Below are 16,140 nucleotides of genomic sequence, written 5' to 3'. Positions count from 1 at the left end.
GCTCAAAGATTGATTACGTGAATATCAGAATTCCTAAATTGTTAATTATTAAAGTAATATGGACTAAATAAGTCGGTATTACGCAAACAAGCGTTTGCAACCAGTTTTTCCTGGCAGCCATAGCGATACGGTACCACCTGATCCCATTCCGAACTCAGAAGTGAAACGTATTAGCGGCGATGGTAGTGTGGGGTTTCCCCATGTGAGAGTAGCACACTGCCAAGCTCCCATTCGAAGAAAGGGCTATCCTAACGGATAGCCCTTTTTTTATGCTTGTAGAAAAGTGTGAGTTAGCGCGAAGCCCGTTGGTAGAAGTTACCATGTAGCTTACTTATGCTGATCGACTGACTCCAGCCGTATCCAGATCTTCAAAATAATATATTAATACGCCACTACTGAAAACTATGGTTAAAGTGAGTCGCTTAATTACGTACCTATAGTAAGTTACACAGAAAAAATAATAAAATCATGTGAGGCTAGTAGGTTAAGCTACATATTTCATGCCATAGCTTATCTGTCTGCTTTAAAACATAAGCTTTCAATTTAAGTAATTTAGTTAATCCCATAAGCCCCACCAAGTGAAATATGAACATGAAAGTATATGTGGGCATAAAGCCCACTAAACCAGAAGCAATGACTGTTAGAAACTATATGCGTACGACAGGTTCATAAAATCCAAACCAGGGTTATTACTATTAAATCCACCATTAGAGAAGTGCATATAGCGCAAGGCGACGTGTTGGTTTTCATCAAGTTCAAGTACTAAACCTAGCCTATCTTCAAATTGGTAATTAGACCCTATATCCTTACCTGCTACTTTCTCATCATTGATGAAACTTGCCCCTATACCTGCTTCAACAAACAGAGGGTAGTCATACACGGTGCTAATTTGTTTCATAAAAATTGGCGTTATCGATAGTGCATAACTTGTACTATGGTTATTTTCTTCACCGTATTCCCAGTGGTATGCACTAAGTTCCCAGTAAAGCTTGATGTCACCAAACCATCCAGTGCTTAAGTTGTGTTCTATGGGGCGGTAGGCAAAGCGAATGCCGTCGATATCGTCGAAGCCATTCATATAATCAACGCTGATGGTTTGTTTCGCTTGAACTAAGTTAGGTAGTAAAAGCAAAGCTAGCACGGTAAGTTTGAATGTAGTTTTGAACATGTTGTCTCCTTAATATATAAGGAGAAAAGCAAAATCATTACCAGAAATTAAAATCTATAATTTTCAGAGTGTTAAAGTTAGTTGGAATGCTTATGTATTTTTAGCTACTTAAGAATTTTCTTGAAATAAGTAATTATTACAGGGGTTTCCACACTTCGTTTTTCTCAATATTTTGTTCTGTTCGAAACCTTTCTACCAGCTCATCAGGTAGAGCAATATCGTATTTTTCGTAGATGTTAGATATCAAGCTTTGGTTATTTATTAAGAATAGGTTTAGTTCTTTAATTATTTCGGGGTGGCGTAAAGTGGATAATAGAAAAGGGACATCTATAAAAGGAAGTGTAACATCAACGGAAAAGGGACCCAGTTGAGGGTAACTCTTCATAAAATACTTTCCAACGTGATATTCAACATCTACAGCATCGACTTCTTTATGTTGAAGTAGTGAAAGTGCGTTATAAGTTTCTTCAATGGGAACTAAAGATAAAAGGTTGTCGTCAATTCTGCTTTGCCATTTAACCGGTGTAAACCCTTGTGGAATAGCTAACTTCTTAATGAAATTTATCCCTTTTCCAACATCTTCTGACCTAACAAAAGTTCCAGACAATGTATGAGCAATAGGTTTAGAAAATGTTTTTTGATCTATTGTTGTATCTGCGCTATTCCAACGTGGGTTATCAGGATAGACAAAATCTACATTCCCTTTATTTAATTCAATTTGTAACCTTCGAACAGGCATGTCTAAATATACGAATTCATGCCCTGAGGCATCAGAAAAGGCTTCTAAAATTGCCCATCCTACGCCTTTATCAACTTTAGAAGTGAAATCATAGTGAGGAAAGTACTCAATATTTTGAGCACCAATAATATACTGTTCCGCTTGCGCTAAGTTGACGCCGAAAACAAAGAGAAGGCAGTAGAAAGTCCGTTTTATGTAACCCACTGGTGTTACCTTATTAATGAATACTATTTTTTAACACAGAGATTAATAGTAGCCCATAAGCGATTATTCAGGCTGCCAAATGTCTTTATCTTCAATACTAAATTCAGTTTGAATTTGTTGTGTCAGTGCTTCTAATGTAGTTATACCATAGCGTGCTCTGATCGAATCAATAATCGCGGGGTTGTTATTTATAAAAGCATTAAGTTCCCCAATCACTTCCTGATGTCTTAAAGCAGAAAGCATAAAAGGGATCTCGTTGTGGGGGAGGGTAATATCTAATATGAAAGGGCCGATTTGCGGCGACTGACTAGAATAGTAATTACCTACATGGTATTCAAAATCTATGGCGTCTACACGCTCTAATTGTAGTAACGACAAACCTGCAAAAGTATCAGAGATAGACACTATTTTAATAAGGTTTTGGTCTAATCTTGCTTGCCAATTTACTGGAGTAAAACCCAGAGGCATAGCAATTCTCTTAATAGCATTGATACCTTTATTCACATTTTTTGGTTTTACAAAAGTACCTGTGACGGCACGGGTAAGAGCAATCGAGAAATATTTTTCTTTGGCCTTAGTGACATCGTTATACCAGCCAGGGTTATCTGGATATACAAAATCCACATGCCCTTTAAGCATTTCCATTTGAAGACGCCGAATAGGCATGGCTAGATACGAAAACTCGTGACCAGATGCTTCGGAAAAGGCTTCAAGTATTGCCCAACCAACACCCTTATCAATAGGTGAGGAAAAATTATAATGGGGGTAATATTCTATATTCTGTGAGCCTACAATAAATTTTTCAGCAGTTGCCGCTGTACTAATCCACATCAGTAATAGGCAAAACAACCCCTGCTTCATATCAAACTCCTTGTCATGTTGATGCTACAATACTTGAGACTGTAAAACGCGTATATACGTAATTGGACTTAATGAAAGTCTCTGGATGGCATACTGATATCCTCAAGCCATGATGTTCGGTCTATTAATTTTCCCGCAATAATATGAATAACCCCTTCCTTCGAGCGTTCAATAATACCATCAATTTGCATAAGTTTAGCCTTTAAAAAGGTCTTATGCTGGGCGCGAGAGGTAGCCTGCCATACTACAACATTGATATTTCCAGTATGGTCTTCTAACGTTAGAAATGTAACCCCAGCCGCACTGCCCGGTGCTTGTCGCCCAGTCACGCATCCAAGTATTTTTACAATAGATTTATGAGGCTTTTGAAGTAAAGCTTTAGCTGGGGTAATAAAACCTAGCTCTCGCTCTCTGTGCAACAGTGCTACAGGGTGGTCGTTAACCGAAAGCCCTATAGAAGCATAATCTTCAATTAAGGTTTCAGCTACGCTTGGAGCAGTATTGAACGTGTCCTCGTTATTAGTATGTTCAAACAACGGCAAATCGGCTTGCTTGTCCATTAGCCGCCAACGTGTTTGATAGCGATTACCTGCAATACTTCTAAATGCATCTGCACTTGCTAATGCTTCTAGTTCATCAGAACGTATTGCGAGGGTTCGCACACCCTCTATATTTTTATAGCCAGTTGACGGCCTGCAGCTAACAATAAGGTTTGCACTCTTTTCACTTAAGCCTTTTACAAGCGTTAGGCCAAGCTGAATTTGCTTATCGCCTTTGCATTCAACAATTAAGTGTTCGTAGTTTGATGCATTCACACAAGGCGCCTGTACCGTAACATGATGGCGCTTTGCATCTAGTACCAGCTGTGAGGGCGTATAAAAACCCATCGGCCAGCTGTTTAACAAGGCAACATAAAATTCAACAGGAAAATAATATTTTAACCAACATGATACATAAGCTAACACGGCGAACGATGCTGAGTGGGACTCTGGAAAGCCATAGCCAGCAAAGCCTTTAATTTGTTCGAATAGATTATTTGAAAAAGAGGTATCGTAGCCTCTTGCTACCATGCCTTTTATCAGCTTTTCTTTAAACTCAAAAATTCGGCCGTCTTTTTTCCAACTGGCCATCGCGCGACGTAGTTGATCTGCTTCACCACCACTAAAGCCAGCCGCTACCATGGCCAGTTTTATCACTTGTTCCTGAAAAATTGGAACTCCCATGGTACGCGATAACACTTCTTTTACTTCTTCAGAAGGGTAGGTTATAGCTTCTTTTCCATGCCGTCGTAGAAGATAAGGATGCACCATATCCCCTTGAATAGGGCCCGGTCTAACAATAGCTATTTGCACCACTAAGTCATAATAACGGCGAGGCTTTAAACGAGGAAGCATCGACATTTGTGCGCGAGATTCAATTTGAAATACGCCGACGGTATCAGCTTGGCAAATCATATCGTAAACCTGTTGGTCATCGCCTAATTTGGTAATGAAAGGAATATCTATATTGATAGGGAATTGCTTGTTAAGTAAGTCAAAGGTCCGGCGAATGGCGCTTAGCATTCCCAAAGCTAATACATCAACTTTAAGTAGTCCTAGAGTTTCAATATCATCTTTATCCCACTGAATAATAGTGCGCTCTTGCATAGCTGCATTTTCAACAGGGACCAACTCATACAGTGGTCCTGAACTAATAACAAAACCACCAACGTGCTGAGAAAGGTGTCGAGGCGTGCCGAGAAGTTGCTCGGTGATACTAATTAGAAGTTTTACCCTTTCATTTGCCGGGTCGAGCCCTAAATTCGCAAGCTGAGACTGCCAAGGAATGACACTGTCGCGGCGATTAATTTGCTTCATCACAAAGCTTAATTGCGACTCACTGAAGCCCAAGGCCTTACCTACATCTTTAAACGCCGATTTAAAGCGATAGCAGATAACCGTAGAAGCAATGGCAGTTCTTTCTCTGCCATATTTTTCATAGATATATTGGATAATTTCTTCACGTCGCTGGTGCTCGAAATCTACGTCGATGTCAGGCGGTTCGTTTCGTTCTTTAGAGATAAAGCGTTCAAAAAGCACATTGATTTGTCGTGGATCAACGGCGGTAATCTCTAAGCAATAACACACAATAGAGTTAGCTGCCGAACCCCTGCCTTGATAGAGGATTTTGCGCGATTTGGCGAATTGAACAATGTCATAAATGGTAAGAAAAAAGTACTCGTACTCTTGTTCGCGAATCAGTGAGAGTTCTTTTTCAATAAGTGCCCTAAGCACATCGCTCAGGCCATCTGGGAAACGCACTTTAATGCCGGCTTCTACGCGTTCCCTTAAATATGTAGTGGGCGATGCACCTTTAGGTATAAGTTCAGAAGGATATTGATAGCGTAGCTCTGCTAACGAAAATAGACAGCCTCTTGCCACGTCAATAGCATTGGCAATCCACTTTTCAGGGAAAAGCTTTTTTAATTTTGAAACGGTACGCAAGCTACGCTCGGCATTGCTTAATGCTGCTCGCCCCAATTTACTTACTTGCGTATGTGCTTGGGTGGCATGAAGAACATGTTGAAGTGGAAGGTTATCTACATGGTGCATAAGCACGCCAGTGCAAGCAAGAACAGGAAACTCGAATTTTTCCTGTAGTTGTGTGTAAGTCGCAAATCGATGATGATCATACCCATCAAGTAAACGTTGTGCGCCTATGTATGTTTTTATATTGGGTTGGCTGGTTAGCCAAGTCGCCCAGTAATTATCTTTTTCTTCCTGAGTATTGGGAAGCCATATAAAAATGCAGTGACGAATGGTCCGCAAGTCCCACTCTGCAAGTTGATACTCACCCTTTTGGCTGCGTCTTCTGGCATTTGTAATTATGCGACAAAGCTCGGTATATGCCGCTTTATTGGGGCAAAGTAATACAAAAGACAATGCATCATCGAAGCGAAAATAGCTGCCGACAATGAGCTTAATAGGGAGTTTTTGCTGTTTAATTTCAGCATAAGCTCGCACCACTCCCGCCACAGAACATTCATCGGTAATCGCTAACGCTTCGTATCCTAGAAAAGAGGCGGTAGTCACTAACTGTGCAGGCGAAGATGCCCCTGTTAAAAAGCTATAGTGGCTCTGACAGAAAAGTTCGCTATACATTAGCTGTATACGCCTTGTGTCCACCAACAGGCATTTACATCTTTAAAGACGAGCAAGCGTACACCGTGATTAGTTTCTGCTATAAAATAATCTTTCTGGCTAGCAGCGCTACTCCACCATTGCGTTTGAAGTCGTATAGGGCCAAAGCAAATACGTGTTGGTAGATTTAGGGGCATGGGGCGCTCAAACAAAAATGTCGGAATGATATCAGCGGTATAAGCAGGTGTAATTTCCTCTACTTGATTGACTGTCATGCCTTCAAAGGTATGACTGTTTCCAGCTTTAGGGTGAAGCGTGCTGTTGTCGCCTAATTTGGCTTTTAACCTTCCAACAAGTTGCTTTTGTGCCACTGAGGTAAATCGATGGGAAAAAAAATTATTCCCATCGTTTTCAATGGGCTCAAATTGCTGGCAGGTTAGGGATATAGCGATAGCGGGCTCGGGCAGTAGAAGGGACTCAACTTTAAGCTCAACCAGCGCTAACCAGTCTTTCTGCGTGGCAAAAGGCATAGCACCATTAACCGCTATAGATAAAGGCTCTGCTTCTCTAAAATGCACCTGAAAAAGTATAGATGACGTGAGTAAATTGCGTGCGCGTAAGTAGTGTTCTAACGAAATTAGTAGCGCTTTAATACTCGGCAATAAGTGTTGAGTGTTTTCCACTTCAAACGATAAATTTTTTAACTGCTTGAAGCTTATCGATGGCCTGAATAAAACGTATTTGGGAAAGGTTTCCCCCCGCAGTGCGGTTAAATAGCGAATAGTATCGTTTGAAAATCGTTGCCCAAGTTCATGGACGGGAAGTTTAAGTAGTTGGCCTACCTGTCTAACACCGACTTTAGCAAGTGTGGCAATGGTTTTCGAATCAAGGGCAGTTTGTTCTAGCTTACAGCGTGACAATAACAGAGTTATGTTTTCTTTATTATCGGTATAGCGATTGGTTTTATTTTTAGCGAGAAGGCGTGCTGCATCCACTCCCCATGCAGTGGCGAAATAAAAGTGAATACCAGCAGAATGTAGCTCGTTTGTAAGTACATGCCATAAAGCGTCAAGACCACCGTAATACTGCAGTAAATTGTCTAGTCGAATAGCAATGGCGTTGTGAGCATCAATCACAATGTCTGAAGCGAGTGGGTATAACCGATGTGCAAGAAAGAGAAGGGTCTCTTTTTCAGCTTCGCGATTAAACGCTAGAATGCGCACGTGAGGGCAAAGCGCAGCCGCTTGTGCAAGCCCTTGACCGCATTCAACACCTTCGTTTATAGCCTGAGAATTAGCTTGAACTACTTGGTTGCTTTGTTCGTGATAAACCACAGTAGGTATATCACCGTCTGTGAAGCCGCCATCTTTTTTATGGGAATCAAGAGTTAACTGATAGCAGTAAAAGTAAGCCCATAGCATCATTAAATCACCGAGTGTAATGCTGGCTCGGTGTTCTTATTATTTTGCATGGCTGATTGAATGGCGCGGTTGTTAGGGGTCCATGAATGGGGGATCACGATATCGGATACGGGCCATCCATGACGCTGTTTAATAATGTTAACAACCAATTGCGCATCACGAAGATGCAGACTTAAATCTAGGGTAATTGGAAAAGAAGCCCTTTGTTGGTTAGGGGAAGTAAACAGTAAGCACAGCGTATCGTTATGCGATGCCGCCACTTGCAAACGCCGAGCAGCTTTTGCATCCATGGTGTTATTCCAAAGCAAAACACAATGACAAGCTGCACTTTTTAAGCATTGCTCTGCTGCCCACAAGGCTTCTTGATCTGTTTTTGGAAGCACGACGATGACTTGTTCTAAGTCTACGCCTAAACTGCTTAACCAAGGCGCTTGGAGCTGGGCGGGTGGTTTTATAAATACACGTAGTTTGTGCGTGCGATGCGTAGTTAAAACGTGTTTAAAAAGGCTGATTTCTCCAATACCCGTTAGTGATGCAATTCTTACGACGCCTGATGTGGCGATACCACCGTGCAGGGCTTCATCCAATATAAGATTACCCAGCAAAAACTTGTTTTCGCTTACAGGCTTCTCTCGAGCTCGCCATATATGAGGGTGCTTATCAAAAAGCGCTGCCTTTGAACGAACTTCTTCAATGGGTGAAATAGGAATATTCATAACACTATAATACTGTATATGTGTACAGTATTATAGTGTAGAGGTTTGTCTTTTCAAGATGGGTGAAATAGTTAAGGCTGTGAGGACATCTAACTATTTGAAAAAAATGCTTAAATAATTACGCCGTACTGGCATCGCTGCTAGCAGGGCTTTTTTTAGTGTTACCTCCCACCGAGCTAGTTATTAATTGGCAGGCTGCAATAAAACCATCAGCGCTGTTTTTAGACCAAGCCATACGAATGGGGCCAGGCATTTCTTTAATCACGTCTCGCACATCGCTTTGTGATACCTCGGTGCTGCTTAATGCAGAATCTAATGCTTCTTCTAACGTAGCGCCTTTTTCACAGCACGCCATTACAATACTAGAGAAGTTAAGCATAAGCGGCATAAGAGCAGTATGTTGTTGCTGACTTATCAGGCGGCTTTTATAAGCACTTTCGATACGAGCTGAATAAGTTTTTTCTAGCGCATCAGTAACTAACAGTAAATTTTTATAAGCATGGTTAACTTTATTACCATTTTGTTTTGCAGATGAGCGCGTAAGCGTAAGTTCACGTTGTAGCGTTTGCACACGAAGCGCTAGATAAATCAAAAACAGGACAAGTAGTCCTATGATCCCGAATGCAAATATCATTATCTTGCCGCCTTTTGTTCTTCTATGAATTGGTTAATTTTTTGCTCTAAAATGAATAATGGCACAGAACCATTTTCTAATACTGCTCGGTGAAATTTACGTACATCGAAATGCTGACCTAGCGCAACCTCAGCCTTTTCACGTAGCGCCTTTATTTTAATTTCACCAATTTTATAAGATAGGGCTTGTGCTGGCCATGATATGTATCGGTCTATCTCAGTATTCACATTATGCTCTGACAAAGCCGTATTGGACATCATAAAATCAACAGCTCTTTCGCGGCTCCATCCCATGGTGTGCATGCCGGTATCTACGACAAGGCGACACGCGCGCCACATTTCGTAGCTTAAGCGACCGAAATTATCATAGGGGTCTTCATAAATACCCGCTTCAATCCCTAAGAATTCAGAATACAAACCCCAACCTTCACCAAAAGCTGAAATATAAGTGTTGCGGCGTACCATGGGTAAATTTTCTAATTCCGCCGCTAAAGATATTTGCAAATGATGCCCAGGCACAGCCTCGTGCAAGGTAAGAGCTGGAAGGGCATAAAGCGGACGCTTATCTAGCGCATAAGTATTTACCCAGTAGTAACCGGGTTGATCGTCTCGACTAGGGTGAATATAACGACCCGTGGTGTACTTCGGGGCGATACTATCGGGTACAGGAGCAACGCCATAAGGCGTACGAGGTAAATATTCAAAGAGCGAAGGTAATTTTGCGTCCATCTTTTTCGCAATAAAAGAAGCCTCTTTTAGCAGCTCTTCTGCGCTGGAGGCATAAAACTGCGGATCTTCACGTAAAAAGGTAATGAACTCATTAGTACTGCCATCGAATTCAAGGCTATCTACCACGCTTTGCATTTCAGCTCGAATACGCTTTACTTCTTTTAAGCCAAGAGTATGAATGTCTTCGGGGCTCATATCTGTGGTGGTGTAGTGCTTGGCGCGGTTAGCGTAATAAGCTTTGCCATCAGGCCATTCGTTAGCAGCAATGGCGGCTCGGGCGCCAGGAATATACTCATCAACCATGAAGTCATAAAATGCTTGGTAAGCAGGGAAAACGCTGGTGGTAATGGCTTTTTGGCCTAGTTGGGCTAACGCAGCTTGTTGCGAGGCATCTATATGTTTGGGAAATCGTGTAAATGGGCTGTAGAACCCACTCTTCTTTGGGTCGTCCAGAATATAGGCGGCTACCGCATTTTCGAAACCTTCAAGGACCACCTTAGGTTGGGTATAACCTTCTTCTAGGCCTTGACGCATATAGGTAATTTGCTGTTCAAAGTAGGGTTTTAGTGCATGCAAACGAGATATATATGCTTGGTAATCATTCTCGCTTTTAAATGCAGACAAATTTGGCAATGATGCCATGGCACCATGAAAACCGTATTCGGAGTTTATGGGGACAAGATAAGCGCGAAAGTGATATTGGCTAATATAGTTCTCTAGCCGATATTGCTGCATAAGTAAGGAAATAAACGCATCATCAGATAGGTTTTCCTTAGAATACGCCTTTAACGCTTTACGGTACGCTTGCCATTGTTGATCTTGTGTTGCCAATCCTTCTGGTGAAATATCGGGTAGCTTGTTATTTTGCGAATTATCACCTTGTCTTGAGGCTAGAAGTGGGGAAACACTAATCTCATATTCCCAAATTTCATCTAACAACGCATAAAATGACTTATCCTCGTTGGTGTTTGCCAATGAGGTAAAGCTAATCAGAGCCAGCGTAAAAAGTAACAAATAACGGTACATGAAAGCCTCCGGTAACCTTAGACCGGATTATCAACGGTGGGTTACTCTGTGTTAGGTGTATAAATTGGGCTAGGGAAAGGCATCACTTTATCAGACTTATTATCTAATTTAATAATTTTGGCTGTGCCTTTTTTCCTCACCGCATCAATTCGAAGGATGTTATGCATAGGAATATACGTACTGGTAACATCTGCGAACTCTGATTTAAGCTTTTCATGGCTTGGATCTACCACTATGCCTGTGTGGGTGTCCCACACAAATTCCCCAATTTCCACAAATCCAAATAAGCCACTTTGAGAAAGTGATTTGACGGACACATCGTAGCGTTCGCCATTACTGATGAACTGTACTCGATACAAAGGGTCGGTTTTTGTCATGGGTTTATTAATATGTTGATGACTTAAAGGGCGTGAATTTTACAATGGTCTAGAAATACGGGCAATGGTCGAAAATCGTTAGGCTTAAACGTTACGGAATCGCTTGGGTAAGGTAATATGTAAAGACCTCAAAAATAGTGGAAATACAATGATAAAAAAACTATTACTTGGAAGTGCGATGACGGCGATGGCATTTGCTGCCACTGCGCATAACCATGAAACGACAGAAAATAGCTTTAACCCTGACACTCAGCGTATAAAGTCACACTTATTTTTCTTAGCCGATGACTTACTTGAAGGCCGTGATACGGGGTCTCGAGGGCATGAAATTGCCGCGTTATACATAGCGACAGAATTCGCAAAATACGGTTTAAAGCCAGCAGGTACAGATGGCTACATGCAACAGGTAAGCTTCCGTAAAGCAAACCTATTGCAAGAGTCGCCAGAATTTACGCTTACTCGTAATGGCGAAAAAATTGATTTTGCTTACCCAAAAGAATATTTAGCAGGTCCTAGCTTACTTAGCGTAGATGCTAATGTTTCAGGCGAACTTGTGTTTGTTGGCTATGGCATAGTGGCTGACGAGTTGTCTCACAACGATTATGAAAATATCGATGTAGAGGGCAAAATTGTGGTTTCGCTAGCCGGTAAACCCAGTGATTTTCCTTCGGAAGAAGGTGCTCATTTTGCCTCAGGGTATCAAAAGCAAAAGTACGCCGCTGAGCATGGTGCAATTGGTATGATCACCATCACCACGCCTAAAAACGAAAAGGTACGTCCTTACCAAAGCCGCTTAAGCTATATTCATACACCGCGCATGGCTTGGTTGGATGACGAAGGGCAGCCAGCCAATACCTTCCCGCAAATTAAAGGTGGTGCGTATTTAAGTGAAGCTGCAGCAAAAACCTTATTTGAAGGGGCTGAGCGGGAACTTGACGATATTTATGCCGATCTTGAGGCAGATAAAGTACCAACAGGCTTTGCATTACCTGGCACAGTAAGCTTAAGTAAAAAGAGCACTCACGAAGTAGTGACTAGCCCGAATGTTGTTGGCGTGCTTGAAGGTTCAGATCCAGCACTTAAAGATGAATATGTCGTCTTTTCCGCGCACTCTGACCACATTGGTTTCGCGAAAACAGTTAAAAAAGACAATATCAACAACGGCGCTATGGATAATGCCTCTGGCACATCGGTAATGCTAGAAACTGCACGCTTATTCAGCGAAATGGACGTAAAACCTAAACGTTCGATATTGTTTGTATCGGTAACAGGTGAGGAAAAAGGATTATTAGGGGCAGATTACTTTGCTCGCAATCCTACCGTGCCGGTGACGTCAATGGTGGCAAACGTTAACCTTGATATGCCCATTTTAACCTATGAGTTTGCCGACGTAATTGCGTTTGGTGCAAACCACAGTGATTTGAAAGCGTCGGTTGAAACCGCTGCAAGCAATGCTGATATTTCATTAAGCCCAGATCCTTGGCCAGACCAAGCGCTATTTACTCGCTCAGATCACTACGCATTTGTTAAACAAGGCGTACCAGCAGTATTTTTAGTTCCTGGTTTAACATCAAAAGATCCCGAGGTAGATGGTAGTAAAGTGTTTGGTCACTTCTTATCAACGAATTACCACAAACCTAGCGACGATATTAACCAGCCATTTAATTGGAATGCTGCTGAAGCCTTTACCAAAGTAAATGCACAAATTGGTTGGACCTTAGCTAATCAAGAAGACAAACCGAAATGGAATGAAGGTGACTTCTTCGGTACTACCTTCAGTAAGTAACGAATCTTTATTCTAAATAGAAAAGCAGCATATATATATGCTGCTTTTTTTGTAGGTGAGTTTTGATCCCGTTACGAGATTTGAAAGCCCTTTGAGGTTAAGCATAGCCTGTATCGATGCCGCACTTGGAAATTGATGCTAGAGAATATTTAAACTTATTTTTTACTAATACAGAACTAGTAAGCTTTTTTTTACTCTAAATCAGAGATTACATGGAATTTTTACGTTTGAGTTATCAATTAGTAAAAAAGTATCTTCTAAATATTTAATGGCATCATTATGTTTCAGCACTTTATATTGACGCGCTTTAATCTTAGGAAAAAAGGTTGGGATGAGACAAAATCTCAATCTAAAGTTTTAACCGAAAAGTGGATGGAGAATAGATTAGAGCTGTTTGAACAGTATTGCTATTCTTCGATAAAAGCTCAAACTAAAAAAGATTTTGAATGGTTAGTGTTTTTCGATAAAACGACACCACAAGTCTTTCGTGAAAAAATTAGTGAGCTATCTTCAAATTTTTCCAAATTCATACCTATTTATGCAGATGGAATGGACGATTTTTTACCGTCTATTACCAGAGAAATAAAAACTCGTCTCACAACGCATTATTTAATTACAACAAGGCTAGATAATGACGACAGTCTTCATCAAGATTTTGTAAAAGAAGTACACAATCAATTCTCTAAGCAAGAATTTAGAGTTATCGATTTTGTTGACGGATATACGCTACAGGTTTCGCCACGGGTAAGGTTTGGTCTGCATTCACATGTTCACAACCCATTTATGAGTTTGATTGAAAAGAGTGAAAACTTTAAAACAATATGGACTCAGGAAAGGCATGGCTATTGGCGCAGTGTAAAGGAAGTTACTCCTGTACGTGGTAAAAGGTTGTGGATGTCAGTTATTCACATTGAAAACAAAGTAAATGAATACAAAGGTTACGGTAACGTAGCAAGGAGCGCTATTGATTCATTTAATTTGCACCCGCAAGCATTAGAAAATTTCAAATCTAATGCTGAAGATCCTCAATTAAATAGCGCTGGCGCTTTTAAGCATAAGCTAAGAACAAATTGGAAAGTTAATTTTAAGCTAATAAAAAGAAGGCTTATTTCTTAGTTATTTGTTACAGGTGAAGCTAGATAGGTAAATCTAATATGCTGAACGTTATTTAACCCTATACGAATTAAAAAAGAGCTGTATGAAGTGACCCCATGAAGCTGGAAATTCCTATTACTGAGGGTCACTTTATATCGAACTGTTTTATACAAACATCTGCTTAAAAGCAGCCCATTGCTCATTGAACTGTTCAGTTGGTTTACGGGTGAAACCACTTCGAATAAACAAGTTAATGCGGCCGTCGGTGTAACAAATAAGCATGTTAGCAATTATCGCTTCATCGGCTGATAGGGTTTTTCCTTCACGCAACTTGCGCTCACGCAATACCTGCTTAAGCTGAGTCTCAAGGCGTTCAAAGAGTTTAGCTATGCGAGCACGCAATCGGTCTTGCTCTCCCATCAATGCATCACCGTTTAATATACGGGTGATGCCGGGGTTCTTTTCGGCAAAGCCTAAGATAAGGTGAAGAATTAGCTGACAGCGAGTCAGCGAGTCTTTTTCTTCGTTAACTATTTTATTAATGCGGGTAAACAAGGTTTCTTCGATGAACTCAATGAGTCCTTCGAACATTCTGGCTTTACTTGGAAAGTGGCGATACAGCGCCGCTTCTGAAACGCCCACTTTTTCAGCTAATTTTGCTGTAGTGATACGTTGACCAGGGTTTGTTTCCAACATTCCCGCTAGGGCTTGCAGAATTTGGGCTCTGCGATTTGTTTTTTTGACAGCAGGCATGATGAGAGTAATTCCTCCGCAACCGGACTTAAGAAGTCCGTTCCATGTTAAGTTGGCTCAGGCCAAATCGTTATGATGAGTTCTTGTTATTATCGACACGCAGAATACTTGTATTAGCGTATATCGTTATTTTTTATTTTTGAGTGATGTTCTAAGCTTGGCTATTGAACAATATTCTTGCTTTTAAATCGATTCGCAATAAGCAGTAACAATGCCTCTGCTAACTTAGGTTTTGTAGTGGCAGGTAAGTATTTATCGCCATCGTCCCAAATCACATGTAATGCATTATTGTCGCTATTGAAGCCAAGTCCGTCGGCAGTTATGTCGTTAGCCGCAATCATATCAAGCTTTTTGTTTTTCAGCTTTCCACGGGCATACAACTCCACATCTTGGCTTTCTGCAGCAAAACCAACACAAAAAGGTTTATCAGTTCGCGTTGCAATCGTTGCTAGAATATCAGGGTTTTTAACAAAAGTAAGTGTTAACTCATCGCCGATTTTCTTAATTTTATTTTCGGCAACCTGTACAGCTTTATAATCTGCTACCGCAGCCGTGGCCACAAAAATATCGGATTGAGAAACCGCTTGCTCGCATGCCACTAACATTTCATCGGCGGTAGTCACATCAATACGCTTACATCCATCAGGGGTAGGTAAGTTTACTGGTCCCGCGATAAGAGTAACGTCGGCGCCCGCTTTAACGGCCATATCAGCAATAGCAAAACCCATTTTTCCCGAACTATGATTGGAAATGTAGCGGACCGGATCCAGTGGTTCTCGTGTTGGACCTGCTGTAATAAGGAGGTGTTTACCCAATAATATCTTATCGTTTGAGGTGCCTAGGCTTCGGCTGATGGCAGAAGCAATTTCTACCGGCTCCACCATACGGCCTGAGCCTACATCACCACAGGCTTGCTCTCCATCAGCAGGGCCAATAAATAATGCGCCATGCTGCGTCAAGATGCCTAAGTTCACTTGCGTTGCTGTCGCTTTCCACATTTGCTGATTCATTGCAGGGGCAATAAAAATTTTCGCTTCTGTTGCTAAGTATAAAGTGGTGAGCAAGTCGTCAGCCAATCCATGAGCCAGCTTAGCCATAATATTTGCTGTAGCGGGGGCAATAAGTAACACATCTGCCCATTTAGCCAACTCTATATGGCCCATTGCCGCTTCTGCCGCTGGGTCTAGCAAATGTTGATGTACTGGATTACCAGACACCGCTTGCAACGAGAGAGGGCTGACAAATTCAGCCGCAGAGTCTGTTAGTACAACACGTACATTCGCGCCTAGCGCGGTAAGCTTACGCACTAAATCTGGGGTTTTATAAGCGGCAATCCCACCACTAACACCAAGCAGAATATTTTTATTTGCTAAAGACATATTTGAAACATCATTTTTTACATAACCTAAGACTATCATGATGGCTATTTTTGCGGTAGCTGAACAAAAGTACGCTCGGCGCTTAACACGCACCAAATAGTAAGTCACTTAAACAAGAACTCGCCCAATGATCA

13 protein-coding genes and 1 rRNA gene are annotated in these 16,140 nt (G+C 41.3%); 3 read left to right on the top strand and 11 right to left on the bottom strand.

The features are described from left to right. Positions 1 to 109: 109 nt before the first annotated feature. Positions 110 to 225, top strand: a 5S ribosomal RNA gene (gene rrf, locus C7Y69_RS11075). A 415-nt stretch (positions 226 to 640) separates the two neighbouring features. Here the strand turns inward: rrf and C7Y69_RS11070 are convergent. The 9 genes from C7Y69_RS11070 to C7Y69_RS11030 form a co-directional block, all read right to left on the bottom strand. Beyond that, positions 641 to 1,168, bottom strand: a complete 528-nt coding sequence (locus C7Y69_RS11070; protein ID WP_013786169.1) for an acyloxyacyl hydrolase — start codon at positions 1,166 to 1,168, stop codon at positions 641 to 643. A gap of 136 nt (positions 1,169 to 1,304) precedes the next feature. Beyond that, complete coding sequence (locus C7Y69_RS11065) at positions 1,305 to 2,111, bottom strand: hypothetical protein (protein ID WP_013786168.1); 807 nt, start codon at positions 2,109 to 2,111, stop codon at positions 1,305 to 1,307. Between the two features lie 63 nt (positions 2,112 to 2,174). Further along, a complete protein-coding gene (locus C7Y69_RS11060) occupies positions 2,175 to 2,972 on the bottom strand; it encodes a hypothetical protein (RefSeq protein ID WP_013786167.1) in 798 nt (265 codons plus the stop codon). Between the two features lie 68 nt (positions 2,973 to 3,040). After that, positions 3,041 to 6,112, bottom strand: a complete 3,072-nt coding sequence (locus C7Y69_RS11055; RefSeq protein WP_013786166.1) for an error-prone DNA polymerase — start codon at positions 6,110 to 6,112, stop codon at positions 3,041 to 3,043. Then, the gene (locus C7Y69_RS11050; protein WP_260563501.1) at positions 6,112 to 7,515 is read right to left on the bottom strand and encodes a Y-family DNA polymerase; all 1,404 of its coding nucleotides are present in this window, start codon (positions 7,513 to 7,515) and stop codon (positions 6,112 to 6,114) included. Before C7Y69_RS11050 ends, C7Y69_RS11055 begins: the two co-directional genes overlap by 1 nt. After that, positions 7,515 to 8,228, bottom strand: a complete 714-nt coding sequence (gene imuA, locus C7Y69_RS11045) for a translesion DNA synthesis-associated protein ImuA (protein ID WP_126872724.1) — start codon at positions 8,226 to 8,228, stop codon at positions 7,515 to 7,517. Before imuA ends, C7Y69_RS11050 begins: the two co-directional genes overlap by 1 nt. Before the next feature lie 118 nt (positions 8,229 to 8,346). Next, positions 8,347 to 8,862 (bottom strand): hypothetical protein, encoded by a 516-nt coding sequence (locus C7Y69_RS11040; RefSeq protein WP_126872723.1) that lies wholly within the window; start codon positions 8,860 to 8,862, stop codon positions 8,347 to 8,349. Further along, positions 8,862 to 10,616, bottom strand: coding sequence for a DUF885 domain-containing protein (locus C7Y69_RS11035; protein WP_126872722.1), 1,755 nt, complete (start codon positions 10,614 to 10,616; stop codon positions 8,862 to 8,864). Before C7Y69_RS11035 ends, C7Y69_RS11040 begins: the two co-directional genes overlap by 1 nt. A 41-nt stretch (positions 10,617 to 10,657) precedes the next feature. Beyond that, entirely contained in the window at positions 10,658 to 10,993 is a 336-nt protein-coding gene (locus C7Y69_RS11030; protein ID WP_126872721.1) for a DUF1820 family protein, read from the bottom strand. A gap of 148 nt (positions 10,994 to 11,141) precedes the next feature. Here C7Y69_RS11030 and C7Y69_RS11025 point away from each other — a divergent pair, with 148 nt between their 5' ends. Both C7Y69_RS11025 and C7Y69_RS11020 read left to right on the top strand, forming a co-directional pair. Then, on the top strand, positions 11,142 to 12,779 hold the full coding sequence (locus tag C7Y69_RS11025; RefSeq protein WP_126872720.1) for a M28 family metallopeptidase: 1,638 nt from the start codon (positions 11,142 to 11,144) through the stop codon (positions 12,777 to 12,779). A gap of 279 nt (positions 12,780 to 13,058) precedes the next feature. Then, positions 13,059 to 13,895, top strand: coding sequence for a glycosyltransferase (locus tag C7Y69_RS11020; protein WP_126872719.1), 837 nt, complete (start codon positions 13,059 to 13,061; stop codon positions 13,893 to 13,895). Between the two features lie 144 nt (positions 13,896 to 14,039). Here C7Y69_RS11020 and slmA read toward each other — a convergent pair whose 3' ends face one another. Beyond that, on the bottom strand, positions 14,040 to 14,627 hold the full coding sequence (gene slmA, locus C7Y69_RS11015; RefSeq protein ID WP_013786158.1) for a nucleoid occlusion factor SlmA: 588 nt from the start codon (positions 14,625 to 14,627) through the stop codon (positions 14,040 to 14,042). A 161-nt stretch (positions 14,628 to 14,788) separates the two neighbouring features. Further along, positions 14,789 to 16,006 carry a bifunctional phosphopantothenoylcysteine decarboxylase/phosphopantothenate--cysteine ligase CoaBC gene (coaBC, locus tag C7Y69_RS11010; RefSeq protein ID WP_126872718.1) on the bottom strand — a complete coding sequence of 406 codons (1,218 nt, stop codon included), beginning with the start codon at positions 16,004 to 16,006 and terminating at the stop codon, positions 14,789 to 14,791. Between the last annotated feature and the right edge of the window lie 134 nt (positions 16,007 to 16,140).

It is taken from the genome of Alteromonas sp. KS69 (assembly GCF_003989595.1).
GTDB lineage: Bacteria > Pseudomonadota > Gammaproteobacteria > Enterobacterales > Alteromonadaceae > Alteromonas > Alteromonas naphthalenivorans.
Note: the sequence above shows the minus strand (reverse complement) of the source record. Positions and strands in the feature narration are given on the sequence as shown.